We start from the raw sequence: 25,673 nt of genomic DNA on the forward strand, positions 1-25,673 counted from the left end.
CGGCGGTGGCCTTGGTGCGGGCGGTGGTTGCACGGGAGGGGCGGGCGGCCTACTGCGAGCGGTGGCTCTTGCGCGTGGCGTCGGCGAGCGTGGCGAAGATCTGGACCATGGCCGACTGGTGGAGGGTTCCGGCCGGCGCCTGGGGGTCGTAGTCGCCGCCCCCGGACGCCTGGAAGCGGAACAGCCCGGTGGTGGCGTCCCGGTTGGTCCGGTACGTACTGTCCGCGTAGGCGCTCATGGCCTGCAGGTAGGCGGCGTCGGGGCGGACCCGGTCCAGGTCGAGCAGGTCCTTGAAGTAGAAGGCGTTGAACACGGCAGGCTGATCGTGCAGGCGGGTGCCCTCGGTCCAGTGGGCCAGGGAGCCCTGGGCGTCCGCCACGGCTTTGTCGAGGTAGGTGGCGTCACCGGTGCCGCGGTAGAGGGCGGTGGCGGTGCCGATCATGGCGCCCGAGTTGTAGGTCCACAGGGTCTCGTTGGTGCTGCCGTCGTCCCCGCGGTCGTTGACGTACAGGCCGGGCGCCTTGCGCATGCACGAGTACACCCAGCCGTACCACTGCTCGGCCTTGTCGAGGTAGCTGCGGTTGTGGGTGCGTTCGTAGAGCCGGGCGGCGAGTTGGGCGGACAGGGCGGTGACGTTGGTGGCGCGGATGCTGTTGCTGGGTGAGTCGTACCAGTCCATGCCGCCCGGGCACGCCTTGGAGGTGTCGTCGTCCCAGGCGCGGGAGACGACGGGAACGGCCTGCTCGGCGCGCCCGAGCAGGGTCCGGTCCCCGGTCGCCTCGTACTGGTCGAGCTGGCTCAGGGCGACCACGGCGTTGTCGTCGTAGTACACGTCGCCGCCGGCGCCGAGCGGGGCGGGCAGATAGGACTGGTAGCCGGTGGGGCCGGCGTACCGCTCCATCGTGTCGAACCGCTGGGCCGCGTCCGCGGCGAAGTCCTTTCCGGTGCGCGGGAGTTCCTGCATGTCGACGGCCGCCTGGGCGGCCTCGCGGAACGGCCACAGGTACGAGTGTGCCTGGTCGGTGGCCTGCCGTGGCGTGTGCTCCAGGTACAGGCCGCTCGCCTCGGAGCCCTCGTACAGGTGGGACTGCAGGGCTCGGTAGGTGCTCGTGGCGCGATCGGCCCACGCGGCGGAGGAGACCGGCCGGGCCGTGGCCGGGGTGCCGGCGTGTGCGGGGGCGGCGCCCCAGAGCAGGCCCAGACAGACGGCGGGCACGGCGGCGCGGGTCAGCAGCGATCTCAGCATGGAGGTTCCCCTTCGCGAGGGTGAGGAGGGCGGCGTGCGATGCGGTCCCGGCGCTGGAACCCGTACGGCACCGCCGCCGAGAAGACGGCGTGTGCCGGCGGTCGTGCCGGGTGCGGGGTCAGCGATGGATCCGCAGGCTGCTGACGAAGAAGCGCTGAGCGGAGAAGAACAGCACCACGGTCGGCAACGACACCAGCAGGGCGCCGGCCAGCACGACGGGCGGCCCCACGTTGGAGTAGTTGCCCTGCAGATCGGCGAGCGCGGCCATGACCGGGCGGATGTTGCGGCTGGTCACCAGCGTGATGCCGAACATCAGGTCGTTCCAGACCGCCACGAACTGGAACACGAAGACGGCGATCATGGCGGACCGGGTCAGCGGGACGTGGATCTGCCAGAACAGCCGCCACCACGACGCCCCGTCCATCCGGGCCGCTTCCACGACTTCGCGGGGCAGCGTGAGGGCGTAGTTGCGCATGACGAAGAACGCGAAGGGCACCGCGATCGCCGTGTAGATCAGGACGAGCCCGACCTGGCTGTCGTACAGGGACGTGTGGGCGTACGACAGGAACAGTGGCCGGATGAAGACCTGAAGGGGCAGCAGCGTGCCGGAGTAGATCACCCAGAACCACAGGGCCTGCCGCTTGACAGGCATGATGATCGTGGCGAACGCCGCGAAGCCCGCGAGTACCGCGGCGGCGACGGCGCTGACCACGGAGTACAGCAGGCTGTTGCCGAGGGCGGGGCCGAGGTTGGCCTTCTCCCAGGCCTGGGACATGTTGTCGAACAGCCCGAATTCCCTGGGCAGCCAGTGCGGGCTTCCGGAGTAACTCGCGGCGGGCACCAGCGCGTTGACCACGAGGAGCCAGGTGGGGATCAGCCACAGGAGGGCGAGCACCGCGATGGTGCCGTTGCGCAGAAGTCGGCCAGCAGACATCAGTCATACGCCTTTCACGTCGAGCTGACGGCGCAGGTAGACCCAGGAGGCCGCGAGGACGATCACCGTGAGGACCACCGCGATCGCCGCTCCCGCTCCGGGCCGCAGCTCCAGGAAGGTCTCGTTGTACATGGACACGGCCAGCGTCTCCGTGGCCCGCCCGGGGCCTCCCTGGGTGAGCACCCAGATCAGGTCGAAGGATTTGAGGCCGTTGACCAGGCTCATGCCGATCACGATGATCGACACCGGGCGGAGCTGGGGCAGGACGATGTGCCGGAACTGCTGCCAGCTGCCCGCACCGTCCAGGGCTCCGGCCTCCAGCGTCTCCTTCGGGATGGACTGCAGCCCGACGAGGAAGAGGATGACGGCCACGCCGGTGGCCTGCCAGGCGTTGGCGAGGATCATCACGACGGTGTTGCCGGGCCAGGTCAGCAGCCATCCCTGGGCCACCGAGTCCAGGCCCAGGGCGGTGAGTACCTGATTGACGGCGCCGTCGGTGGTCAGCATGAAGTTCCACACCACCGCCACCGCGGAGCCCGACAGCGCGTAGGGCAGCACGACGCACAGCCGTGCCAGGCGTGAGAAGCGGCCGGCGTCGGTCATGACGGCGATCGCGAGCCCGAGCGCGGACGGCAGAACGACCGTGCCCACCACCCACATCAGCGTGTTCTGGATGGACTGGAACAGGGCCGGGTCGGAGGCGAACAGCGTGTAGTTGTCGAACCAGCTGAACGGCGCGGTCCGTGTGTCGCTGAAGAAGCTGCGGTAGACGGTCCAGACGAACGGGGCCAGCAGGAACAGCGCGACCAGGACGACGGCCGGGGCCATGAACCCGCCGGCCACCAGGCGTTCGCGCGTGTTGCGCCGGGGCCGCGGCGCCAGCAGGCCGCCGGTCGTGTCCGGACGTGCCGTCGGATCGCTGCCCGCGGCGGGTGGGCGTCGGTCGGTGAGGGAAGTACTCATGCTTCGTCGCGCCTCCAGGCTGCCCATTCGTCGTGTGCCCGCGCTTGCATCCGGCGCAGCGTGGTGGCGGGCGAGGTCTGGCCCGCCATGAAGCCCCCGAGGTCGTCGGTGTTGCCCTGGATGAGGCTCGGCGGACTGGCCTCCCAGTAGCGGATCAAGGGGATCCGGCGCTCGCGGGCGATGTCGCGCTGCAGGTCGGCCACGACCGGGTTGGCCGAGCGCACGGTCGGGTTGGCGGAGCTGTCCTGCAGGAAGTCGCTCCACACCCGCTGCACGGAAGGGGCGAGCCAGGACCCGATGTTGGCCATGGCGGCGTCGTGCGACGAGGCGCGGCTGGGGACGGTGAACACTCCCGATTCGGTGATCACGCTCTTCGGGGTGGAGGTGCGCACGGTGGGCAGGATGCAGGCGCCGTAGTCGACACCCGGCTTCATGCCCGCGGCGGTCATGCCCGAGGCCTGCCAACTGCCGTGCAGGAACATGCCGACGGTGCCGGCCTTCAGCGCGCCGGGGCCGCGTGCCTGGTCGAAGTCGGGTGAGGTCATCCAGCCCTTGCGCATGAAGTCGTGCCAGATGTCCATCGCCTGGCGTGCCGGGGCGTCGGTGTAGGACGCCTGGCCCGCCACGAGCTTCTGGTAGAAGACCGGGTCGACCTTGCTGACCAGTTCCTGGAACCACTCGATGGCGGGCCAGCCGCCCACCTGGCTCGCCAGGAACGGGGTGATCCTGTTGCGCTTGAGGACCTCGGCGCAGTGCAGCAGTTCGTCCCAGGTCCGCGGGGCGGAAAGCCCCAGCTTCTTGAAGACCGGGGTGCTGTAGAACAGCACGTAGTACGACTCGTACAGCGGGATGCCGTACACGTTCCCGCGGTAGGAGACCGACTCGCGTGAGGCGGCGCGCACCCACCCCTTGGACCGGTACGCGCTCCAGACGTCCGTCAGGTCGGTGAGCCCGCCGGCCCGCGCCAGGCGCTTGAGCTGGTAGCCCGAGGCCCACTTGACGAGGTCGGTGGCCTTGGTGGTCTGCAGCGTCATCTGCACGACCTGCTGGTACGAGGTCACCGAGGGGTTCGACAGGGGCCGCAGCGAGGAGCCGGTGATCTTCGCCAGCTCGCGTCCGGCGGCACGGTAACCGTCGTCCCAGGTGGCGTTGTCGTTGGAGATGCTCGTGGTCCCGGGCTGTGCGGACGTGCCGTCTCCGCGGGCGCAGCCTCCTGCCACGAGGGTGGCCGCGCCCGCGGCCGCCCCGGCGAGGAGACGACGCCGGCCGAGCGGCACGGCCGCGCGGCGGGTCCTGTCCGATGCTGACATTGATCACCTTCACGGAATCGAGCCATGTGCATGGCCGGATGTGAACCACAGGGCAGTCGAGAGTCCGGAAAGCGCCCGGAGCCGCCGAGTGGGTGTTGCGACGAAGTTAACGACACCATTCCAGAGCTGACAAGGGTTCTGGCGTGACAGATGGCGTACACGATCCCGACTTTCGCTAAATACGCAGTTCAAAGCGCTGACCGTCTCCGAGTTCGACCATGGGCGACGGGGTGGACCCGTTCAGCCACGTGTGGTTATCGTTAACAACGGCTTGGAGTCCTACTGAGGAGCAGATGTGCAGCAGTCCGTGTCACGTTCGTACGACCCCCACCCCAGCTACGACCCGGTGGACGGGCAGGTGACCACCGGCTGGGCTGCCTCCGTCGCCACGCTGCCGGCCGGCCCGGTGGTGCTGGCCGTGGACGGCCCCGCCGCACTGGACTGGGAGACGCTGAGCGCCGAAGTCACGGCCGCCGCCCGCGCGACCGGCCGCGACGTGACCCTCATGGACGTACGCGATCACCACGCGCCGTCCGCCGCCGACCGGATCGCCGCCCGGCCCGTCCCCGCCGACGACCCGTTCTTCACGCCCCTGTCCGAGGCGAATGCCGCGGACCTCTTCGACGCCGTGCCCCGCCCGGGCCGCCCCGCGGGAGACGGCATCCATGTGGTGTACGGTCCGGGCGCCGCCCTGTGCGAACCGGACGTGCTCTGGTACGCGGACCTGCCGAAGCGGTACGCCGAAGCCGCCGTCGCCCAGGGCGAGTTGCCCGTCGGCGCCAACCTGGGGCGTCACGGCGAACCCGGCGACCTGCGGCGCCTGTTCTACACCGACTGGCCTCTCGTCGACCGGCACCGCGACGCGCTCGCCGGCCGCATCGACCGTTGGATCGACACACAGGACAGCGCTGCCCCCACGTCCCTGGACGGCGCCGCCGTACGCGCCACCCTGGCCCATCTCGTCCACGGCCCGGTGCGCACCCGCCCGTACTTCAACTCCACGCCCTGGGGCGGCCAGTGGGCCGTCAAGGAACTGGGATTCACCCCGCAGGGCGGCAACACGGCCCTCGGCTACGAACTGATCGCCCCCGAGGCAGGCGTCCTCGTCGGCGCACAGGGCGGGCCGCAGGTCGAGATCCCCTTTCAGCTGCTGTGCGCCGAACACCCCGAGGACATGCTCGGCAAGGCGGTGCACAGCCGGTTCGGCACGTCGTTCCCGATCCGGTTCGACTACCTGGACACGATGGGCGGCGGCAACCTGTCACTGCACCTCCACCCGCAGGAGCAGTACATGCGGGACGTGTTCGGCTGGCCCTACCCGCAGCACGAGACGTACTACGTGACCGCCAGCGAGGACGGCGCCCGGGTACTGCTCGGCCTGACCGAGAACGCGGACCCCGACACCATGCGCCGCCAGGTGAAGGACGCCATCGACCACGGCACCCCGGTGCCCGTCGAGGACCACGTCCAGACGCACCCCTCGACGGTGGGCCAGCTCTACATGATCCCGGCGGGCACCCCGCACGCCTCCGGGGCGGGCAACCTGGTCCTTGAGGTCAGCGCCACCCCGTACCTGTACTCCCTGCGCTTCTACGACTGGCTGCGCAAGGACGCCTCCGGCGCGTCCCGGCCCTTGCCCTACGAGCACGGCTTCGCCAACCTGGACACGGCCCGGCGCGGGGAGGACGTCACGAAGAACCTGATCCAGCAGCCCCGCACGCTGCGCGCCGGCGAGGGCTGGCGCGAAGAGGTCATCGGCGCGCTGCCCGAGATGTTCTACGCGGTGCACCGTCTGGTCGTCGAATCCGGCGCCGCGGTCGAGGACGACACCGCGGGCCGTTTCCACATTCTCAACGTGGCCGCGGGCCAGGGCTGCGTCATCGAGACCCACGACGGCCGCACCCACTCACTGGCCTTCGCGGAGACCCTGACCGTTCCCGCCGCGGTCGGCGGCTACCGTCTGCGCCCGCTCGGCGGCGACCCGGTGCAGGTCGTCAAGGCGCTGGTGGTCGAACCGTGACCGTCGCCCTCGGCGGGCGGCCCGCCGCGCCCGTGCCCGTCCTCGACGTGGGTGGCACCCATGTCACGGCCGCCCTCGTCGACCCCGCGACGAGCCGGGCCGTTCCGTCGTCGGTCATCCGCGAGCCCCTCGCCGCACTCGCTGCGGCCGACAGCATCCTCGACGCCATCGCTCTGGCCGCGCTGGCGCTTCCGGCCGACCACAGCCCGCACTGGGGCGTGGCGATGCCCGGCCCCTTCGACTACGAGACGGGGATGGGCCGCTTCACCGGCATCGGCAAGTTCGAGTCGCTGTGCGGTGTCGACGTCGGCGCCGGGCTGCGACAGCGGCTCGGCGCACGGGCGGACCGGCTGAGCTTCCTCAACGACGCGGACGCCTTCGCCCTCGGCGAGTACAAGGCCGGGGCCGCCGCGGGACACGAGCGTGCGGTGTGCCTGACGCTCGGCACGGGGGTGGGTTCGTCCTTCCTGCGCGACGGGCGGCCCGTGCACGAGGGCGCCGGCGTCCCGCCCCACGGGCACGTGCACCGACTGACCGTGCGGGGGCGGCCGTTGGAGGAGACCGTCTCGCGGCGTGCGGTCCGCCTGCACTATGCCCGGCACGCCGGCCTCGCCGCGCCTGCCGACGAAACGGCGCTGCCGGACGTCCACGAGATCGCCGTGCGCGCACAGCAGGGTGACACCTGCGCATCGGCCGCCTTCCGCTACGCTTTCGAGGCCCTCGGACAGGCCCTGGCCCCGCACATCGCCCGCTTCGAAGCGACCGCGGTGATCATCGGTGGGTCCATGGCCCGGTCATGGGACTTGATCCACCCCGCGTTCACCCGCGGACTGTCCCAGGCCGCAGGACCGGCAGTACCCGTACTGCCCGCCCGGCAGTCCGCGGAGGCACCCCTGATCGGGGCCGCCCACTGGGTACAGGGCTCGGTGAACGCTCGATCATGACGGGGACCGGGCCCGGGACACCGCCACGGGCCATCGCAGACAGGAGAAACGGCATGACCGCTCGTCGCACCGGCGGGCCGACCATGCATGACGTCGGAAAGCTCGCCCAGGTCAGCGCCATGACCGTCTCCCGCGTGCTGAAGAACGACCCCGGCGTGTCCGAGGCGACCCGCGAGAAAGTCTTCGCCGCGGTGGACCAGCTCGACTACCGGCGCAACGAGACGGCGCGCAGCCTGCGCCTCGGCGGCAGCGGGATGATCGGTCTCGTCGTCACCAACCTCGCCAACCCCTTCTACTCGCGCCTCGCGCTCGGCGTCCAGGACGTCGCCACCGAGCACGGCTACCGGATGCTGCTCAGCAACTCCGCCGAGCAGACCGACCGCGAACCCGGTCTGGTCGACAGCCTGATCGACCATCAGGTGGAAGGACTGATCGTCGTGCCCGCCGGGAGCCGCCAGCAGCATCTGGCCGCCGCCATGCGCCACGTCCCCGTCGTCCTCGCCGCACGACCGCCCGCGGGACTCGACACCGACTGCGTCCTGGTGGAGGACTTCCACGGAGCCCGCGAAGCCACCGGCAGCCTTCTGGCCGAAGGACACACCCGGATCGCTTTCCTCGGGAACCCGCCCTCCCTCTACACCGGCGCCGAACGCCTGCGCGGATTCTGGACGGCGCACGACGAGGCCGGCGTCGAGCCGGACAACTCCCTCATCGTCCAGGGCCTCGTCGACGCCGCGACGGCCGAGGCTGCGACCCGCAAGCTGCTCGGCAGGTCCGATCCCCCCACCGCCCTGTTCTGCGCCAACAACCGCATCAGCCAGGGCGCGATCCGGGCCCTGCACAAGGCCGGGGTCACGCTGCCCCTCGGTGGCTTCGACGACTTCGAACTGTCCGACGTCCTCGGCCTGCCACTGACACTCGTCTCCTACGACGCCGACGAGATCGGCCGCCAAGCGGCGCGCCTGCTGATCAACCGACTGCAGCGCGCCGAGGCCGGACCGCCCGCGTCCCGCCGGATCACGGTCCCCACCCACATCGTCCGGCACGGCACGCACACCGCCGCGGACCCCGGCACCACGCCGGGCACGTAGCGCCCTTGACCCATCCCCACCCGGCCACCGTCGCGCTCGCGGCGGTGGTCTCCGAGGCATGCCGTGCGGCTCGCCGGCGCCCACCACCCGACGGAGGAGGCAGACCATGCCGTTCCCCACCAGCGTCAAGGACCACCCGGTCGTCCAAGAGGCGATACGGCGCCTCGACGCCCTGGACGAGCCCCGCTACGCCCAGTTGCTCGTACGCTGCCTGGACGACACGCTCGCCCGCACCATCCGTACGATGCCCGACGGCTCCGCCTTCGTCGTGACCGGCGACATTCCCGCCATGTGGCTGCGCGACTCGACGACGCAGATGATGCCCTACCTGGCGCTGCTGCGGGACGACACCGCCTTGCAGGACCTGGTGGCCGCCGTGCTGACACGCCAGTTCCAGCAGATCCAACAGGACCCGTACGCCAACGCCTTCAACGCCGAACCGTCGGGCCGGGCGCACGACACCGACGACCTGTGCGACGACCCATGGGTGTGGGAGGAGAAGTACGAGGTCGACTCCCTCGCGTTCCCGCTGCTCCTCGCCGACCGGTTCTGGCGGGCCGCCGGCCGGACCGACCACCTTGCGGAGGCGGTCCGCACCGCCCGCACCGTACTGACGGTGTGGCGCACCGAGCAGGACCACGAACGCCTCTCCGCCTACCGCTTCGAGCGGACCGGCGGCCCGGCCACCGACACGCTGCCGCACGGGGGCCGCGGCACTCCGGTGGCCCGCACCGGCATGACCTGGAGCGGATTCCGGCCGAGCGACGACGCCTGCACCTACGGGTACAACGTCCCCGCCAACCTGTGCGCCGCCGCTGCCCTCGACGCCGTGGCCCGGATGGCACGCCACCTCGGTGACACGGAACTCGCCGATGAGGCAACGCGCTTGGAGGCGGAACTGCGCGCGGCGGTCGCACGCCACGGAACGGTCGAGCACCCGCGGTTCGGCACGATCTACGCCTACGAGGTCGACGGACTCGGCAACGCCCTCCTGACGGACGACGCGAACATGCCGAGCCTGCTGTCCCTGCCGCTGACCGCGAACGTCTCCCCCGACGACCCGCGCTATCTGGCGACGCGCGCGTTCGTCCTCTCCCCCGCCAACCCCACGTGGTACGAGGGAACCGCGGCCTGTGGCGTGGGCAGCCCGCACACCCCCGAGGGCTACATCTGGCCGATCGCCATCGCCGTCCAAGGACTGACGGCCAACGACGCCGCGACCCGCCTGGCAGCGCTGCGCACTTTGATCGACACGGACGCGGGCACCGGCGCCATGCACGAGTCCTTCCACCGCGACGACCCGCACCGTTTCACCCGTCCCTGGTTCTCCTGGGCCAACGCGATGTACGCGGAACTGGCCCTGGACGTGGTCGGCCTCGGCACCCGTTCCCTGTGGTCCCCCGCCACCACGCCGGGCACGGCGCCGCATCCACGGGCGTGAAGGCGCGGCTCACTCCAGCCCCGCCCACGGCCTGCGAGCAGGTGCCAGCGCCTGCCGCGCAGTCGCCACCACACCCGTGTCTGCCGCTGCCGACATGACAGCGGCGGTGTGGAGAGGAGCCATGTCCCAAGGTCACGGCGGACTCCCTCCGCCGGTGCCGGCGAGCCAGGCCCTGATCGACGTCCCCATCGCGTGGATCGCCGTCGCGTCCGTCGTCGATGTGTCCGCGCCGCCCCTACCCACCTGGGCCGGCTGCTCGTCGCGGCACCGGCGATCACGCCCTTCTCCGGCTGGCCCCGAAGGGTGGCACTGGTGGCCGAGCCAACGGTGATCGCGCAGACGGGCATCGGTCTGCTGCGCGATCCGGGCGAGCTGCTGTCGACCAACCACGAGGCACGGATCATCGCCCCCCCTGGTGGTGGGTACTCGGGGCCGGCAATCGGCCTTGGGGCCAAGCCATTTCAGGTGTAGTCGCGCTGAGCGCTCCAGTTGGCACGGTTCGCCGACCGGACTTCTTGCGCAGAGAGAGCGGCACAGGGATCGGGCAGCGGATCATGCCAAGGTGACGTCCATGCCGCCCTCGGCCAGGGTTTCAAGGACTGCGGTGAACAAGTTGTAGGGCCGGCCGTCCGGTGTCAGGGCCTGGGACAGGCGCTCGCGCGCGGTCGCTGCGTCTCGCCAGAGCAAGGTGGCGGGGGCGGTGAAGCCGAAGGCGCCGCGCAGGCAGTCGTCCAGGGCGGCGAGGCAGCCGCCGAAGTAGCCGCCTGGGCCGTTGACCGCCTCGCCGAGCGCCAGGTAGAGGGATGGTTCGTCGGCGACGTATTGGCCGTCGAGTTCGTAGGCGTGACCGGCCGGCCGGTCACGGTGGGCTCGCCGACAGCCCCGCTCGCGCACAAGGTCATGCCAGGCTCCACGGCGGCGGGTGTCGAGGCCGGCCCAGTCGTTCACGGCGGCCGGCGGACCGGCGAACCATCGCTCCCAGACCGACCGGGCGTACTCGGGAACCGGCGTGAAGCGGCCCGGGTCGAGCTCAAGGTCGATCAGGTCCGCCCCGCAAGAGGACGGGCGCCAGGCAGTGATCGTGGCCCACAGCAGCCGATCGGTGAGCAGGTCTCCTTGGCCGTCGCGTATCTCCAGCGCGGCCTCCTCCAGCTCCAGGGCCCGCCGGGTGCCCTTCGCCAGTGCTGTCCTCAGCCGGTCACTCGGCGCGAGGCCTCGCAGGACAAGGGGCGCAGGCACTTGCTCGGGCGACATGATGCGGGTGAACTCCCGGCAGGAGCCCAGCCAGCGGTATCCGTCGTGCACGCGAACGCGCCCCCTGTACCCCTCAGGCGGGCCTTCGTAGTCGTCCAGGCCGGTGAGCACCCGGCTGTCCGTCCCGACGGGCCGCCCCGGACTCTCCGCGTCCTCCAGCAGCCACGCATCGCATTCCTCATCTTCCGGCACCAGCCACACTCTGCTGCCGAGCCAGCCGGAGACACCGGCTCCCTCCGGAACCCAGCCGAACAACTCGTACGTCCCGCGCCGGCTTGCTCCGAACAGCCCCTCCACCGCGGCGCAGACGCCCCAGACATAGCCATGCTCCGTCTCGGTCAGCGCGTACGACGCGCTCCCGCGCGCCTTCTCGTCCCCGTGCACAACGGAGATCATGCCCCGACCACGTTGTGCGTCGACGGGGAGGCCAGGGAGCGGGATCGTCCTGGGCAGGTAGCGGCAGGCTCGAGGCCACGGGGTGCGACAGCAGATCTCCGCAGAGGAGAGGGCCCAAACCGATCCGGGCCCGCCCCCAATGGAGCTTCCCCGCCTGCACTTGTCAGTGGGGGCAGCATCGACCCGCCGATGGGACGCATCTACTCGAAGGGCTACAGGACGCGGGGTGCCCGTCGGCGGGCGTCATACTGATCCGTACGATCCCTGGGTGACCTCGCCCCTCATATCGACCCCGCGCCGCTGGTTCGCCATCTTCGGCACCGTCGCGGGCCTGTGCCTTTTCGCCTGGTGGGCGGTACAGCCCGTGAGCGGCGACTGCCCCGATGAAGGTCTGACCCTGTCCTCAGACCCGTACGGGTCCACCTACGATCCTGCCGATGCCAAGGGCGGCTTCCAGTACCAGGACCAGCACGTGCCGCTCGAAGGCCCAGCACCCAGTCCTGAAGCGAGCACTGACGCTGCATCAATCCCCGGTGCCGCGGCCGAGGCGGGCGACCACGAACCGTGTGGGGCGGAGACCTCGCACCCGCGCCTGTACGGATGGCTCGGACTGTAGCCGACTGCTCACATAGCCGGGCCAGGTCCGCGCCCGCCTGACGGGGTGCTGCTCTCAGATAGCTGAGCTGGGAAGACGTAGCGCGGTGGGCTCGTGAGGGCGCGACCCCGACAGCGAGCAGACCAACTCAGCCCGACCCTGCGCAGTTGTCTGTGTCCGGCTGGAGGAGGCCCCCGGGGGGGAATCCGTCGCAGGCGACGTCGCGCGGCAGGCCCGTCGCAGGCCAAGCAGACCGTGCCGCGGCTCGCGCTGGAGGCCAACACTGCGAAGACCAGGGGTATCCGGGGAGTGCTGAAGCGAATAAGCGCCGGAGAATAGCCCCGGATCGAGCCCAACAACGGTTTATCCAGGCCTGGTAGGTATGCCGTCTCCGGCGATGCCTTCGAAAGCCTCGTCCCCGACCCTGGCCTTCAACCCGGCACGCGGCATGGCTCATGACGCTGTGGAGCAACTACTTGAAAAGCAAGGGCGCCAGATACTCCGAAAGTTGCTGCAGGATCACCTCGATCCGCGGGCCCGCTCTGTGTGTTCGGGTCGTCGCCCCGGCCCAGGCTTTCCTCACTCTCCGTCGGCTGCGCTCCAAAGCACCGGGCCCGGCCTGAGCCTTTGCCAAGTCCCCAACCCCCTGCAGGACATGGGGCGGCGCCGGAACAACATGTGCACCACCGGCGGCCCAAGGCGACCTTGCGGGCTCGCCGGACAGCGCCTCATGCGCGCCCCGGACTCTCGCGGGGGCTTGCTTCGCATCCGCTCCCGCGGCGGATCCTCTCTACTCCTGGGAGCGGTCACCGGGCGCCGTCGGGACCGTCGTGACCGTCGATGGTTGGGCACCCAGTGGGGTGCGGGTCAGGCTGCCCCACTGACTGGCATCTTGGCTGAGCGTCACGTCCAGCAACTCCATCGCCTCTTGCGCGATGACCTGCCGATCGTCGCCCGCTGCTTCGCGGTGCTCGACGTTCCTGATGATGCGCTGGAGTTCCGCGAGGATCAGGCTCCTCTGCTGCCACAGATCGTGATGACGCATGAGACCGCTCCACGCCGTGATGACGCCGATCACGCCTGCTACCGCGGTGCTGGCCAACCCGAGCCAGGGAGCGTAGGCCCGCCAGGCCGCGACCGCCACGCCCAGCACCGCGATGACCGCGTTCAGCGCGGCTATGCCCACCGTGGTCCGCCGCGCCTTCATCTTCATCAACTCACGGGTACGCGTGTACTCCCTCCTGAAATGCTCCAGGTAGTGGCTGGTCACCTCAAGAGCATCGGCTCCGGTCGGCGGCGGTTGCGTCGGGCGCATGCCAGTGAACCTCTGCTGCCTTACGGCCTGTTGCTCCGTTCCGGACCCCTGAGTCATGCGGGTGATCCTATTCAGGGGCTGCCTCAACCCTGATCAGACCCCAGAGTGTTCGTGTCAACCGTCAGCCGCGTTCCGAGAACGCCTCGGTAGTGAGCTCCTGGAGATCGGCGTGCGACACGTCACGGAGATGCTGCGTCAGCCCCCACCGATGACCGAACGGGTCCAGCAACTGCCCCTCCCGCTCTCCCCAGAACGCATCGGCCAGCGGGCGGATCACGGTGGCGCCGGCGTCGACGGCCCGCTGCCAGGCGGCATCGGCATCATCGACATCCAGGTAGACAGCGCCGTAGGTGCCACCGAAGTGCTGCGGGCCGAAGGACTTCAGCTCGGGGAACTCGTCGGCCAGCAGAAGCGAGACGGTCCCGATGCGGACCTCGACGTGGATCAGTCGGCCGTCGGGGACCACCAGCCTGCTGAGCTCCTTGGCCTCGAACGCCGTGTGATACCAGCGCGATGCCTCATCCGCTCCGCGCACAGTGAGGTGGAAAGTGTGGGACGTGAACGTCATGGTCGGTGCCTTCCCGGGATCCGGAACAAGCGAAGTCGGGATCCGTATGGGTCCCTACTCCTATGACAAGGCAGGGCCCCACAACGTCAGGCACCGACGTGGTCGCTCTCACTTCGTGCGGGGCTCGGCTCAAGAGCACGTTTCAGATCCCTGCGCAGCGCCATGAGGCCTGCCAGGTCCGCCAACGGCCCGGTGTGTCCGCTCGTTCGCGGTCCGCCCGCGGGCTGAGGCCGCAGCCAGCGCGTTGAAAGCGCTTCGGGCAGGCGCGACGGCCGGCTTTGACGTTCGAGAGTTCGGTGCAGCCGCCGAACGGAACCGCGATCGAGTGGTGTTCGTACGTCTGTGAGCAGCAAGGCCCGGCTGTCCCGGCCTCGAAGGCGAGGCGGGCGCCCGCCGTGACCACGGCCCGCAGGCCGCGTTCGACCTGCTTGGACGCACTGCCCCGGCGTCCACCCCCGGCCGGCCCGGGCACTCCCCCACGCCCGCGGCGACACCGGCCGGGGCCCGGACTCTCGCCGGACAAGCGCGTCGTTTGTATCACGAACGCGCTCCGAATAGTGACGTGCCCTGCCCAAGCCTGCCTGCCGCCCGTGAGAACGGTTGGCCCGTTCCGTACCGGACCGGATCACCGCCAACCGACGCCTCGTAAAGGCTCCACCGACAGGCCGCCGCTGCCCGGGGCCGGTGTGACGCGAACGTTGGCACAACCGCCTAAACGACCCACTGCGTCAGGCCTGCGGCGTCGAAGAGGGGTGCCGGGCGGTCTGGGGGCACGGGCGCCGTGTGCAGTTCGGCGCCGCGCTCACGCCCTCCACCGGCTGACCGCGAACCGGTCCCCGTCCCTGCGGATCTCCGCCGCACCGGGACCGGGAAAGTGCGCGGGAATCACCAACTCCCTCTCGTCAGCCGCCCGTTGCAGCACCCGCACCCGGCTCGCCGCCGACTCCGCCCGGTCCACGCACATCGCGCTGCTGCACGTCGGCGCGAGGAACTGCGCCGGACTGTGCAGCAGATCCCCGACGAAGACGGCCCGGTCCGCGCCGGAGGCGAGCCGCAGCACGGACGAGCCCGGGGTGTGCCCGGGCGCGGGCTCCAGGACAAGGCTCGCGTCGATGCGGTACGAGTCCCCCTCCCACAGCACGGCCTGCCCCGACTCGACCACCGGCGCGATGCTGTCCGCGAAGAGGAGAGCGTGGTTGTCGTGCGGGGTGCGTGCGGCGCCGTGAGGCCCGTAGAAGTCGTGGTCGGCGCGCGGTACGAGATACGTCGCGTTCGGGAAGGTGGGCACCCATCCCCCGTTCTCCTCACGGGTGTTCCAGCCCACATGGTCTCCGTGCACATGCGTGTTGACGACGAGGTCCACGTCCTCGGGACGCACCCCCGCCCGCGCGAGCCGTCCCAGGAAGTCGGTGTCCAGGCCGGAGAAGTGCGGGGTGCCGGGACGTGCACGGCCGTTGCCCACCCCTGGGTCGACCACGACGACCCGGCCGGCACTGCGCAGCACCCACGCCTGCACGGCGGCGAGCACCGCGCCGCTGCCCGGGTCCTGGAAGTCGGGCGCGAGCCACTCCTCGCCCGCACGCCAGGCGTCCTCGATCCCGGGGAACAGATCGCCGGGTGCCCCGAACGGCCCGCGCACCTCCTCGACCTTGATGATTTCGATGTCGCCGAGCGTGATGCTGTCGCTGTCGATATTCATGCCGGCCACGCTACGAACGGCACGGCGAGCGCATCGATGCTCGACGGGCTCAATCCGATACGCGATCGGCTCATCCTTCTCGTCACCTGCCTCTACGCTCTCCCCATGGACGTGGTCAGCGACGCGATAGCCGCCGTACGGACGGGCCGCCCCGAGGCCAACAAGCTCCGGGTGGGCGCACGTTGGTGCGTGCGCCTGGCCCCGTACGAGGGCGCGGGCTTCCACGTGGCCCTCACCGGCGCCTGCTGGCTGCGGACCGACGCCGGAACCGCCCTCGCCCTGCGCCCCGGCGACGCGGTGCTGCTTCCGCACGGTGCGGGCCATGTGCTGGCGGACGCCCCCACCGATCCGGCCCGCGCCGTCCCCTTCGCCGCGGTCCAGGGGTTCCCGCCGGCGCCGACCGGGCCCGGCACGGTGGAGCTCCTCTGCGGCAAGTACCGCCTCGACCACAGCCGCACGCATCCGCTCCTCGCCGAGCTTCCCGACGTCGTCCACCTGCCGCACGACGACCCGCGGACTCCCGAACTCCGCTCCGCCATCAGCCTGTTGTCCCGCGAGGCGGGGGCCCCGGGGCCCGGCTCCTGTGCGGCCGTACCGAGCCTCCTCGACCTCCTCCTCGTCTACATGATCCGGGCCTGGACCGCCCAGGCCCCGGCCCCCGCCCGCTGGCCCGCCGCCCTCGCCGACCCGGTCGTCACCGAGGCGCTGCGCCTGCTCCACTCCGACCCGGCCGAACCCTGGACCGCCGAGCGACTGGCGACCCGCACGGGCGTCTCACGCGCCACGCTGAACCGGCGTTTCGCACTCCTGGTGGGCCGGCCTCCGATGACGTACCTGACGTGGTGGCGGATGACTCGCGCGGCGACCCTCCTGCGCACAGCGGACGCGCCCCTGGAATCGGTGGCCAGGCAGGTCGGCTACGGCTCGCCGTACGCGCTGTCACACGCGTTCCTCAGGGAGTTCGGGGTGACTCCCGGGCGGTACCGGGCGGGCCTTACGGCCGTGGCCACTGCCTGAACACCGGTCTCCCTACGCCTGGGGTCTGGTGCGGAAGCGGACGCGAAATGGCCCGCTCGTTGAAGGCCCCTGTCGGCGAAGTCGAATTCCGCTGTTGTCCGGCGAAGGGCGGGGACGCGAACGCGAAGCGGGACGTGCGGGTTGGTGCTGTGGGGGTGGCGTCCAGCCGGGCATCGATCCGTATGCCGTACTCCCGGTGCTGGGCGGAGACGAACCGCCAGCGGCTGCTCGTCGACTCATCTCCTTCGCAAAATGCCGGGCCGCCTGCTTCAGGATCTCCTTCTCCAACTCCAGCTCGCGAACCTGTTTGCGCATTCGCTTCAGCTCCTCGTACTCGGCCGACGTCAACGGCTCATCGCCCGCCCCCACGGCACCGGCCTGCGCCGCACGTGCCCGCGTGGCCAAGGACTCGGTGTTGACCCCGAGGTCCTCGGCCATGAGGCCCCAGCCCGTCGTCACAAGGGGCCTTCACCACGGCGCACCCGGCCCGAACGGTTCGAAGAACATGACGTCCAGCGGTTGCAGGTCCCGGCCGGTCAGACCGGGGAAGCCGGATTCGGCGGGGCCTCCGCGCAACCACGTGAGCAGGGTCGCCGTGAAGTCGCCTGGCAGGGGCGGTCCTTGGTCCGAGTGGCGTGGGTTGACGGCTACGCGCCATGTCTCGGGCGGGCCGTCCGCGCACCAGCCGATCTGATCCCCGTCGATCGTCGACGCGAACGGCAGGAAGCCGCCGGGCTCCGGCCACGCGGGCATCGGGTAGTACTGGGGATGGGCGGCGCGCAGTTGGCGGTATCCGTCAAGCATGCCCTCGACGGTCGCCGCGAGCCCCTGCTGCCGTGGCCGGTCCAGGGACAGTGGGGCGCTCATGTCCAGCCACCAGCTCCAGTTGCCCGCCCCATACCGCTCCGCGAGCGCCACGAAGTCCGGCGGCAGCCGGGTTCCGAGCCGCTCGAAGACCTGCTCCCATGTGCCGTCGCCCAGATACGGCTCCAGGGGCGATGGAACCAGCGCCACGACGGCGTCGAGGCCCGAGCCCTCGGTGAGCGCCGCGTGCTGCCGCGCGTCCACGGCGGTGCCCGCAGGCGGTGGCGACCAGGGTGCGGCCCCGGCCAGCGGCGGCCAGGCCCGTATCTGTGAGGACAGCGGGCCCAGCAGCCCGTCGGGCTCGCCCGGGTGTGCCACGCCCGTGCGCAGCAGCGTGAACAGCAGCTCCAGGAACGGCACTTCGTAGTCCACCCAGGGCTCGCTCACCCCGACTGCCACATTCGTGGTCATGAGCGTGACGGGCCACTCGTCGGGGTCGTCCGACGCGCCCGTGTTCCAGAAGAGGTGGTCGCCGCTGCTCGTCGTGGCGAAGGCGAGCAGGCCGCCCTCCTCGGGCAGGAAGGGGCGCCGATCCGCGGTGAACATGGTGGGCCGGATCGCCGAGTGCCGGTGCGTCTCGACGATCCATGCGGCGTACTCGAAGCGGCCGTCGGTACTGACGCACGGGGGGTGCAGCCGGATCGCCGCATCCGGGCCGCCTATCTCGGCCGCACCGTACGTCGAGACGAGCGCCTTGTAGTCACCGGGCAGCGGGGTGCCGAGCCAGCCCTCGACCGCCGGCCAGTCGACGGCGGTTACCGGGCCGGGCGGCGGTCCGACGAGGCCTGTGAATGCGGTGATCCGGGCAGAGTGATCCATGGAGCCGAGGATGACACCCCCCACCGACATTCAGACGGGGACCTGGCTCCGCTCGTGGCGCTGACCCGCCCCCTGACTGGCGTTTCGGCCGTCCTCGGGTTGAATCGCTCGGCTCACGGGCGGTGCCACAGCACGCGTGAGCGGCCGGGCCACCGTGTCCTTCAGTTGCCGCACCTGTCGCCAGGCGAGGCCGATTACCACCGCACGTACATGAACTACACCAGAGCCGAAGCAAAACCGATCACGATCAAGGCTCCTGCCAGGCCGAGCATCAAGGCTCGGATTCGCGTGAGGGAGACGGCTCGCACGTCATCGCGATCGCCTCCACACAGCACCCGTGCGTCGGACATACCCAGCGGTGGGGTGTCGATCCAGTGGGCATCGGCTGGTGTCTGACCGCATTGGTTCGCCGGGTTGGCCGTCGTGGCAGTTGGATAGGCGGTGACGTCCGTTCCGACCGCTGGAGGCGCGGTGGCTCAGCCTGTCCGTGTGCGCAGACTGACTGACCAAGAGAGGCAGCGGCTGCAGCAGATCGCGCGCCGGGGCAGCACGAGTTCGATGCGTTACCGGCGGGCGATGATGCTGCTGGCCTCGGCCGGCGGGAACCGGGTGCCGGTGATTGCCCAGCTGGTGCAGGCCGACGAGGACAGCGTCCGCGATGTCATCCACCGCTTCAACGAAGGGGGCCTGGCCTGCTTGGACCCTCGGCGGGCGGGAGGCCGTCCCCGCCTGCTCAGCACTGACGACGAGGACTTCGTCATCCCGACTGCCACTACTCGCCCCACCGAGTTCGGCCAGCCCTTCACCCGCTGGTCCCTGCGCAAACTCGTCGCCTACCTGCGGAAAGTCCACGGCCGGGTGATCCGCTTTGGCCGCGAGGCGTTACGCAGCCTGCTCGCCCACCGCGGTGTCACCTTCCAGCGCACCAAGACATGGAAGGAATCCCTAGATCCGGACCGTGAAGCGAAGCTGGACGGGATCGAGGAGGTCCTGGACCGCTTCCCCGACCGGGCCTTCGCCTTCGATGAGTCGGACCGCTCGGAATCCGGCCCACCGCAGGCTCCGGCTGGGCCGAACGAAAACATCCCGACCGGATGCCGGCCACCTACCACCGCACCCACGGGGTGCGCTACTTCCACGGCTGCTACTCGGTTGGCGACGACCGCCTGTCGGGCGCCAACCGCCGCGAGAAAGGTGCCGCGAACACGCTGGCCGCGCTGAAGTCGATTCAGGCCGCCCGGCCGGACGGCGCACCGATCTACATCATCCTGGACAACCTGTCCGCCCACAAAGGCGCCGACATCCGCCGCTGGGCGAAGAAACACAGGGTCGAGTTGTGCTTCACCCCGACCTACGCCTCATGGGCGAACCCGATCGAGGCACACTTCGGACCGCTGAGGCAGTTCACCATGGCCAATTCCCACCACCCCAACCACCCCGTGCAGACCCGGGCCCTGCACGCCTACTTGCGCTGGCGCAACGCCAACGCCCGCCACTGCGACGTCCTGGCCGCCGAACGCAAGGAACGCGCTCGCATATACGAAGCGAGAAGGGCATCCGCTGGGGCGGGCGCCCGCTCACGACGGCAGCCTGACCAAAACGCTCCGAGGGCCAGACCACCAGCGCCGCGTGCAGCGCACTGAACCTCTCACGGAGCTCCAACGTGGCGATCGGATCGATCTCCATCTGCAAGTGGCACACGTCGTCGTCGCCGTTGGGAGTCAGACGCACGAAAAAGGCGAAACCGTCCCCGACTGGTTCCGCCTTCAACGTCATCGGATTGTTCCGACCGGGAGTCACCGCCGCCGAGAAGCGTCCACTGGACGGCGCGCGCAAGTGAGAGAGCATGCGGGCCACGAAGTCCACGACCTCCGCAGCGCTGAGATCCGCGGTGAAGTCAGCTGTCAGCCAAGAGGACCAATCTGCGGTGATCTGCCAGCTGTCCGCACGGGTCCGAGCCAGATCCAGCCACACGTCATCGTTGCCGAGGCGTATTCGCGGCTCTTCCATCGTCGACCTCCGATATCCATGGTCTGGACTCAAGATCGTATGGGGCGAAACTCCGTCATCGAAAGTCCTCACTCGCCACCCACCCACCCGCGAACCCGGCGAACCTTCCCGGTCAGAGCACTAGCTGGGCGAACTCTGGTGAAACTGCACGGTGTTCCATGCCTTCCAGCACGCCACCTCCCTCCCCGCTGCCCGTCCGAACTCCGGGGGGTGCGGATCCTTTGAAGTGGTGCTCTTGGGTCAGTGCTCGGAGCGTTTACTCAGGAACTGGTTGGCAGCCTCGACTGCTTCCCGGTTGAGCTCTTCGAGCGAGACGCCCCAGTTCTCGTCCCAGCCGTCCAGATTGTGTGCGCAGTGAACGAGGGATTCCAGGTCTTCCGGATATCCAAGGTCGTAAGCGATGTCTGCCCAGATGAGGTGTGTCCCGGTGGCCGGATCGAGAGACCCATCCGCGATCTGGCCGGCGACCCAGTAGGCCATCGCCCACTTCGCGGCCCAGGGATCGGCCGGAGGGTGAAAGGCCAGCCCGAGCTCCTCCAGCACCTGATCAAAGAGCTCGGGTGCTTCGGGCTCCTCGCTACGAAAAAGTCCCGCCAGCATGGCGAGTGAAGGGCTCTCAACGCCGGCAATCAGGGCATCCACCCCGGCCTGGATGAGGCGGTCGGATCCGACATGCCTGCCGAATGCCCTCTCGTGCGCAAGGTGGCTGAGGTGCTTGAGCGCCTCTTCGTGCGTCATCTGGGCCTTCTCCATCGGTGCCGTGGGACGGCAGCCTCGCATCCCCGTCGGGTCAGCGCTAACAGATTTGGGGTGTGCTTTCTGTCTGGGGTGGTGACCTGGGAAGACGCTGGTTGGCAGGGCGGGAGACGGCGACTTGCTTCTACCGTTGCAGAGTGGAGGTGGGGTGCCATGGTGTCTTTGCCGGAAGAGCTTCGGGCACGAGAGGCCGCAGCTCGGCGCCAAGTCGAGGAACTCCAGGCGGAGTCGGCGGAGTTGGCCCTGCGGTTGGAGAAGGCGCGGGAGGATCTATCGCGGTTGGAGATCACGCGGGAGACCGTCGCGCAGGTGCTGGCGGAGCTGTCGGCCGCGGAGGCCGAACCGGACGCGGCGGCGGGCGGTGCGACGGAGACGAATGAATCGTCGGCGCCCCATGGTGTTGGGGTGATGATGGTCCCGCCGTGGCGTGAAGGGCTGGTCGTGGCGGTGTTGCCGGATGTGTACCGGGACATCGTGGAGATCATCGCTGATGCGCCAGGGCCGCTGCAGGCCAAGCAGCTCGTGCCGCGGATCGGTTTGCCGACGACGACCGGGAAGATCGAGGGGACCCGGGGAAAGCTGAAACGTCTGGTCGAGCGCGGCTGGCTGGACGAGGACGCACCGGGACAGTTCACCCTCGCCCGACAAGGTCCGGGACGTGAGCGGACCAACTCCCAGTGACCAAGGGGCTCTTCTTCGTAGATTCGTAGGTGCCAACCAGAACGAATCACTCCCGAAGAAGAGCCCTCGATGGAACCGTATGACGCCTTACCCGAGCCTGATCCGTACTCCGCCTCCCGTGCTGCCTTCGAACGCCTCATATCGACGCTGGCCGACGGTCCGGCAGCGGACATGCCGCATGACGAACTGGAAGTGCAGCTCGAACAGCTGGGACGCGAACTGCTGCGGCAGCTGATGCAGAACCACCTCGATCAGCGAGCCAGGAAGGAAGAGGCCGCGGTGCGAGCGGACGGAGGGCATCCACTGCTACTCGGTCCCGAAGGACAACCGCGGACCTGGCGGGAGACGGGCCACCGTCGCCTGCTGACCTGTGTGTTCGGGCCGGTTCGGGTGTCCCGGATCGCCTATCGCGGCCGGGGCCTTGCCAACGTGCATCCAGCGGACGAAGCGTTGTCGCTGCCCGCTGGCCGGCATTCACGAGGACTGGCCCGGCTCGCGGCCCTGGAAGCAGTCCGCGGTTCGTACGACCAGGCCGCCGCCGCGATCGATCGACGATGCGGCAAGGTGCTGGGCAAGCGCCGCCTCAAAGAACTGCTGGTCGCCTCCGCGATCGATATCGCCGCCTACTACGCGGCGAAGATCCCCACCCCGTGCACCCGCGAGATGCCCCTGGTCATCCAGGTCGATGGGAAGGGAGTCGTGATGCGCCCCGAGGCCCTGCGCGAGGCCACCCGGCGGGCGGCGGCCAAGAGCGCGGCGGCCGGGCGGCGCGGACGCCTCTCCCCCGGCGAGAAGCCCAACCGCAAGAGGATGGCAACGGTGGCCTGCGTTTTCGACACCGTTCCCGCCTCGCGTCGGCCGCACGACATCATTCATCCACCCGGCGGCCGCAGCGAAGCCCGGCCGGTGCGGCCTGGTCCGAAAGCTCAGCGGAAATGGTGCACCGCCTCGGTGATCCGTTCCCCGGAGCAAGTCGTCCATGACGCCTTCGCCCAGGCAGTCTCCCGCGACCCGCAGCATCTGCGGGACTGGATTGTGCTCGTCGACGGCGCCCGCCACCAACTCGACCTGATCCAGGCCGAAGCCGCCCGCCGCGGCATCCAGATCCATGTCCTTCTCGACTTCGTGCACGTCGCGGAGTACACGTGGGCGGCCGCACATGCCTTCCATCCAGTCGGCAGCCGCCAGGCCGAGACCTGGGCCGCGGACAAACTCACCGCGATCCTTGCCGGACAAGCCGGCCGCGCAGCCGCCGAGATGACCGCCCAAGCCACGGCCGAACAGCTTCCGGCCACCCGCCGCGACGCCGTCACCACCTGCGCCCGCTACCTCAACGGTCACCTCGATCAGCTCCACTACGACACCGCCCTCGCGGCCGGCTGGCCGATCGCGACCGGCGCCGTTGAAGGCGCCTGCCGACACCTGATCGCCGACCGCCTCGACATCACCGGCGCCCGTTGGGGACTTGACGGGGCCGAAGCCGTCCTTCAACTTCGCGCACTGATCACGAACGGCGACTTCGAGGACTACTGGACCTTCCACACCGCCCGCGAACATCAACGCCTCTACGCCAGCCCTGACCAGCAGAGCTACCGCCTCACCGCTTGATCCCGACCATCACTCCAGAGGATCCACACCCAACTCCGGGGATGGCCCATTGCCGGCGACGGCACAGCAGGAGCCCGGGCGGGCCGGTCCGGCAGCGGGCTGCGCGGGCGAGCTGCTCTTCGCGGGCGGGTGAGGGTCAGCAGATGTCGTCGGCGTGTTCCCGGAACTGGGAGCGGCTCATGACCTTTCCATCGGCCCACCACTGTCCGGGGGCCAGGCCGTCGATGTCTGCGGCCTTGAAGGTTCCGATCCCGCGGTACTTCACGATGATGGACTGCGTGTCTTTCCGTCCGACGATGAAGTCCACTGAGTAGAACCCGGCCGAAGACAGTTTCCTGGCAGGTTGTGCGGGGCCGTGCCAGTTCTTCGGCGGCTCGTAGAGGCTGATCTGCTGTTCTCCTGTGATCGACTGGGGTGGCGTGGCCGACCAGTGGTCCAGGGCTTCGGGCTCCGCGCCGACCGTCTCATCAGCGACGTGCTGGATGCTGACTTCTTCCATGTGAGTGGCGCTGGAACAGGGCCGCAGCAGGGCCAGCACGTCGCCCTGTGGGCTTTTGCTGACGGCCACCAGTTGGAGTTCCGGCGGGCTGCATCCCGCCGCCAGCAGCGACAGAGCCACGGCCGCACCGGCACTACGGAGCATCCGCACCGTTCTGGCGTGACGATTCCTCACGCGCGTCTCCCCCACACTGCCTCACCGTGCATCCCGCTACGGGCATGCTTCCATCCTCCGGCCCTTCGACCGCCCCGGATGCCGGACTCCCGCGTCAGCCTGCAGCCTCGTAGACCGTCAGGTCCATGTCCAGACCGCCGTACTCGTTTACGTGCGTCAGGTATCCGGCGGAGAACGTGCCGTCGTCCTTGCCGGTCCGTGCATCGAGGATGACGCCGGCGCCGACGTAGACCGCCCCGTGCCAGGCACTGTTCAGTGCGGGCACGTCCCGGGTGGGGTCGTCCTCGTTGATCTCCCACAGCACCGTGTGCGTCCGGGAATCCAGGGCTGCCAGGCTGTGGTCCGCAGATCCGCAGACAATGACAGAGCGCTCGTCGTACACACAGGAGCGCCCCTCGTAGGCGAAGTCGCGCTCACCGGCCTCGGTCATCCGCGCGGGACGCCTGCCCGTCGCGGCGTCGAGCAGGGCGTAGGTCTGACGGTTCTCCTTGAACTCCAGAACCATGTCGACCGACATCAGGCCGGCGCCCATGCTCTCGATCTTCAGGCCGAACAGGTTGCGGGAGTCCTTCCAGCGCACCGTCCCGTCGCTGACGGACCGGCCCACCAGGCGCATGCCTCCGTCGGGAGCGGTCCACTTCACGTCGCCGATCTCCGCCTGCCGGGGCAGTTGCTCGCCGGCGATCACGCCGTCGGCGACCACCCGCGCCCCGAACCCGCTTTCCAGCCAGTCGACGCGGCGCGCGGCGAGATCGATCCCGTAGGTGACCATGCTGCGCGGGTCGTCATACACGTCGTCGAAGTCGGGGGTGGTGCGGGCAGTCAGCACGGCGATGCCGTCTTCCACCCCGACCACGGACGGACTGGAGTCCGAGTTGAAGCTCATCCCCTTGGGCGTCGGGACAGCGACCGTCCAAGCGGCCTTGCCGCTCTCGGCGTCCACGGCCCGCAGGCTCACCGTGGACCTTCCTTTGGCCGTGCCCGTGCCGTCGGTGTACTTCTGGTAGGCGAACAGCACCAGAGTCCGTCCGCCCTGATGGACCACGGATGGCTGGGTGCTCTCCCACACGCGTGCGCGCTCGTCCACGCCGGTCGACATGCCCGCGGGTTTCCTCACGGACCACGCCGGACCGCCGCTGCCCCGTGTGTCGTAGGCGCTCAGGCCGGTCTCGGTCAGGACGAACGCCTTCGTCTTCCACAGCGTCGTCTCCGTGTGCTCGGCCTCCGTGGCCGACAGCCGCACCCCGCCGCCGGTGAACTTGCGCGGCGGGTCATAGGCCTTGGCTGCGGGAACTGCCGATGCCTCGTCCCGCACCGGGCGGCGGTAACCGGTGCCGTCCGCCGAGTCACCGGAACAACCGGCCAGCAGGATCACACCTGTCAAAGTCCCGCAGATCACGCCCACGACCGACCATCGAGCGCTGCGCACGAAATCCCCCGTTCCCTGGTACGACGCCGTCCCCACGCGG

Annotated in this window: 20 protein-coding genes and 2 pseudogenes; 10 read left to right on the forward strand and 12 right to left on the reverse strand. The window is 69.7% G+C overall.

The window, feature by feature from the left end; translation table 11 throughout:
* Positions 1 to 49: 49 nt before the first annotated feature.
* From AB0L37_RS03175 to AB0L37_RS03190, 4 genes are all read right to left on the reverse strand, one after another.
* Positions 50 to 1,246 (reverse strand): glycoside hydrolase family 76 protein, encoded by a 1,197-nt coding sequence (locus AB0L37_RS03175; RefSeq protein ID WP_365499257.1) that lies wholly within the window; start codon positions 1,244 to 1,246, stop codon positions 50 to 52.
* Positions 1,247 to 1,364: 118 nt separating this feature from the next.
* Positions 1,365 to 2,180, reverse strand: coding sequence for a carbohydrate ABC transporter permease (locus AB0L37_RS03180; protein WP_365499260.1), 816 nt, complete (start codon positions 2,178 to 2,180; stop codon positions 1,365 to 1,367).
* Positions 2,181 to 2,183: 3 nt separating this feature from the next.
* Entirely contained in the window at positions 2,184 to 3,143 is a 960-nt protein-coding gene (locus AB0L37_RS03185) for a sugar ABC transporter permease (RefSeq protein WP_365499263.1), read from the reverse strand.
* Complete coding sequence (locus tag AB0L37_RS03190; RefSeq protein WP_365499266.1) at positions 3,140 to 4,453, reverse strand: extracellular solute-binding protein; 1,314 nt, start codon at positions 4,451 to 4,453, stop codon at positions 3,140 to 3,142. Before AB0L37_RS03190 ends, AB0L37_RS03185 begins: the two co-directional genes overlap by 4 nt.
* Before the next feature lie 307 nt (positions 4,454 to 4,760).
* Between AB0L37_RS03190 and AB0L37_RS03195 the strand changes: the two genes are divergently transcribed.
* The 5 genes and pseudogenes from AB0L37_RS03195 to AB0L37_RS03215 all read left to right on the forward strand — a co-directional run.
* The gene (locus AB0L37_RS03195; RefSeq protein ID WP_365500527.1) at positions 4,761 to 6,473 is read left to right on the forward strand and encodes a class I mannose-6-phosphate isomerase; all 1,713 of its coding nucleotides are present in this window, start codon (positions 4,761 to 4,763) and stop codon (positions 6,471 to 6,473) included.
* Positions 6,470 to 7,417, forward strand: a complete 948-nt coding sequence (locus AB0L37_RS03200; protein WP_365499269.1) for an ROK family protein — start codon at positions 6,470 to 6,472, stop codon at positions 7,415 to 7,417. The genes AB0L37_RS03195 and AB0L37_RS03200 overlap by 4 nt, the downstream gene beginning before the upstream one ends.
* Before the next feature lie 53 nt (positions 7,418 to 7,470).
* A complete protein-coding gene (locus AB0L37_RS03205) occupies positions 7,471 to 8,508 on the forward strand; it encodes a LacI family DNA-binding transcriptional regulator (protein ID WP_365499272.1) in 1,038 nt (345 codons plus the stop codon).
* A 106-nt stretch (positions 8,509 to 8,614) separates the two neighbouring features.
* Positions 8,615 to 9,949 (forward strand): glycoside hydrolase family 125 protein, encoded by a 1,335-nt coding sequence (locus AB0L37_RS03210; RefSeq protein ID WP_365499275.1) that lies wholly within the window; start codon positions 8,615 to 8,617, stop codon positions 9,947 to 9,949.
* Between the two features lie 121 nt (positions 9,950 to 10,070).
* Positions 10,071 to 10,357, forward strand: a pseudogene (locus AB0L37_RS03215) (hypothetical protein); the annotation flags it as partial.
* A gap of 144 nt (positions 10,358 to 10,501) precedes the next feature.
* On the opposite strand, the gene AB0L37_RS03220 reads toward AB0L37_RS03215, so the two are convergent.
* Positions 10,502 to 11,599, reverse strand: a complete 1,098-nt coding sequence (locus tag AB0L37_RS03220) for a barstar family protein (RefSeq protein ID WP_365499278.1) — start codon at positions 11,597 to 11,599, stop codon at positions 10,502 to 10,504.
* A 268-nt stretch (positions 11,600 to 11,867) separates the two neighbouring features.
* Between AB0L37_RS03220 and AB0L37_RS03225 the strand changes: the two genes are divergently transcribed.
* Positions 11,868 to 12,215, forward strand: a complete 348-nt coding sequence (locus AB0L37_RS03225; protein ID WP_365499281.1) for a hypothetical protein — start codon at positions 11,868 to 11,870, stop codon at positions 12,213 to 12,215.
* A 769-nt stretch (positions 12,216 to 12,984) separates the two neighbouring features.
* Here the strand turns inward: AB0L37_RS03225 and AB0L37_RS03230 are convergent.
* The 3 genes from AB0L37_RS03230 to AB0L37_RS03240 form a co-directional block, all read right to left on the reverse strand.
* The gene (locus tag AB0L37_RS03230) at positions 12,985 to 13,464 is read right to left on the reverse strand and encodes an SLATT domain-containing protein (protein ID WP_365499284.1); all 480 of its coding nucleotides are present in this window, start codon (positions 13,462 to 13,464) and stop codon (positions 12,985 to 12,987) included.
* Between the two features lie 166 nt (positions 13,465 to 13,630).
* A complete protein-coding gene (locus AB0L37_RS03235) occupies positions 13,631 to 14,077 on the reverse strand; it encodes a VOC family protein (protein WP_365499287.1) in 447 nt (148 codons plus the stop codon).
* A gap of 802 nt (positions 14,078 to 14,879) precedes the next feature.
* Positions 14,880 to 15,776, reverse strand: a complete 897-nt coding sequence (locus AB0L37_RS03240) for an MBL fold metallo-hydrolase (RefSeq protein WP_365499290.1) — start codon at positions 15,774 to 15,776, stop codon at positions 14,880 to 14,882.
* Between the two features lie 105 nt (positions 15,777 to 15,881).
* Between AB0L37_RS03240 and AB0L37_RS03245 the strand changes: the two genes are divergently transcribed.
* Complete coding sequence (locus AB0L37_RS03245; RefSeq protein WP_365499293.1) at positions 15,882 to 16,793, forward strand: AraC family transcriptional regulator; 912 nt, start codon at positions 15,882 to 15,884, stop codon at positions 16,791 to 16,793.
* Between the two features lie 468 nt (positions 16,794 to 17,261).
* On the opposite strand, the gene AB0L37_RS03250 is transcribed toward AB0L37_RS03245, so the two are convergent.
* A complete protein-coding gene (locus tag AB0L37_RS03250) occupies positions 17,262 to 18,476 on the reverse strand; it encodes an SMI1/KNR4 family protein (RefSeq protein ID WP_365499296.1) in 1,215 nt (404 codons plus the stop codon).
* Positions 18,477 to 18,947: 471 nt separating this feature from the next.
* On the opposite strand from AB0L37_RS03250, the pseudogene AB0L37_RS03255 reads away from it, so the two are divergent.
* Positions 18,948 to 20,070, forward strand: a pseudogene (locus tag AB0L37_RS03255) (IS630 family transposase).
* A gap of 656 nt (positions 20,071 to 20,726) precedes the next feature.
* Here AB0L37_RS03255 and AB0L37_RS03260 read toward each other — a convergent pair.
* A complete protein-coding gene (locus AB0L37_RS03260) occupies positions 20,727 to 21,224 on the reverse strand; it encodes a hypothetical protein (RefSeq protein ID WP_365499299.1) in 498 nt (165 codons plus the stop codon).
* Between the two features lie 171 nt (positions 21,225 to 21,395).
* Here AB0L37_RS03260 and AB0L37_RS03265 point away from each other — a divergent pair, with 171 nt between their 5' ends.
* Together AB0L37_RS03265 and AB0L37_RS03270 are read left to right on the forward strand one after the other, a co-directional pair.
* Complete coding sequence (locus AB0L37_RS03265; protein ID WP_365499302.1) at positions 21,396 to 21,923, forward strand: hypothetical protein; 528 nt, start codon at positions 21,396 to 21,398, stop codon at positions 21,921 to 21,923.
* A gap of 69 nt (positions 21,924 to 21,992) precedes the next feature.
* Positions 21,993 to 23,531 carry an ISKra4 family transposase gene (locus AB0L37_RS03270; RefSeq protein ID WP_365499305.1) on the forward strand — a complete coding sequence of 513 codons (1,539 nt, stop codon included), beginning with the start codon at positions 21,993 to 21,995 and terminating at the stop codon, positions 23,529 to 23,531.
* Between the two features lie 136 nt (positions 23,532 to 23,667).
* Here the strand turns inward: AB0L37_RS03270 and AB0L37_RS03275 are convergent, their stop codons facing one another.
* Together AB0L37_RS03275 and AB0L37_RS03280 are read right to left on the reverse strand one after the other, a co-directional pair.
* Positions 23,668 to 24,150: a hypothetical protein gene (locus tag AB0L37_RS03275; protein WP_365499308.1), complete on the reverse strand. Its 483-nt coding sequence runs from the start codon at positions 24,148 to 24,150 to the stop codon at positions 23,668 to 23,670.
* Between the two features lie 148 nt (positions 24,151 to 24,298).
* On the reverse strand, positions 24,299 to 25,669 hold the full coding sequence (locus tag AB0L37_RS03280; RefSeq protein WP_365499311.1) for a hypothetical protein: 1,371 nt from the start codon (positions 25,667 to 25,669) through the stop codon (positions 24,299 to 24,301).
* Positions 25,670 to 25,673: the final 4 nt, after the last annotated feature.

This window comes from Streptomyces sp. NPDC052225 (genome assembly GCF_040679615.1).
Classification (GTDB): domain Bacteria; phylum Actinomycetota; class Actinomycetes; order Streptomycetales; family Streptomycetaceae; genus Streptomyces.

Bases quoted from the DNA above. Each gene is read 5' to 3' on its own strand.
- AB0L37_RS03175 (WP_365499257.1), bottom strand. From the start codon at position 1,246: ATGCTGAGATCGCTGCTGACCCGCGCCGCCGTGCCCGCCGTCTGTCTG.
- AB0L37_RS03180 (WP_365499260.1), bottom strand. From the start codon at position 2,180: ATGTCTGCTGGCCGACTTCTGCGCAACGGCACCATCGCGGTGCTCGCC.
- AB0L37_RS03185 (WP_365499263.1), bottom strand. From the start codon at position 3,143: ATGAGTACTTCCCTCACCGACCGACGCCCACCCGCCGCGGGCAGCGAT.
- AB0L37_RS03190 (WP_365499266.1), bottom strand. From the start codon at position 4,453: ATGTCAGCATCGGACAGGACCCGCCGCGCGGCCGTGCCGCTCGGCCGG.
- AB0L37_RS03205 (WP_365499272.1), top strand. From the start codon at position 7,471: ATGACCGCTCGTCGCACCGGCGGGCCGACCATGCATGACGTCGGAAAG.
- AB0L37_RS03210 (WP_365499275.1), top strand. From the start codon at position 8,615: ATGCCGTTCCCCACCAGCGTCAAGGACCACCCGGTCGTCCAAGAGGCG.
- AB0L37_RS03220 (WP_365499278.1), bottom strand. From the start codon at position 11,599: ATGATCTCCGTTGTGCACGGGGACGAGAAGGCGCGCGGGAGCGCGTCG.
- AB0L37_RS03235 (WP_365499287.1), bottom strand. From the start codon at position 14,077: ATGACGTTCACGTCCCACACTTTCCACCTCACTGTGCGCGGAGCGGAT.
- AB0L37_RS03240 (WP_365499290.1), bottom strand. From the start codon at position 15,776: ATGAATATCGACAGCGACAGCATCACGCTCGGCGACATCGAAATCATC.
- AB0L37_RS03245 (WP_365499293.1), top strand. From the start codon at position 15,882: ATGGACGTGGTCAGCGACGCGATAGCCGCCGTACGGACGGGCCGCCCC.
- AB0L37_RS03250 (WP_365499296.1), bottom strand. From the start codon at position 18,476: ATGGATCACTCTGCCCGGATCACCGCATTCACAGGCCTCGTCGGACCG.
- AB0L37_RS03260 (WP_365499299.1), bottom strand. From the start codon at position 21,224: ATGACGCACGAAGAGGCGCTCAAGCACCTCAGCCACCTTGCGCACGAG.
- AB0L37_RS03265 (WP_365499302.1), top strand. From the start codon at position 21,396: ATGGTGTCTTTGCCGGAAGAGCTTCGGGCACGAGAGGCCGCAGCTCGG.
- AB0L37_RS03270 (WP_365499305.1), top strand. From the start codon at position 21,993: ATGGAACCGTATGACGCCTTACCCGAGCCTGATCCGTACTCCGCCTCC.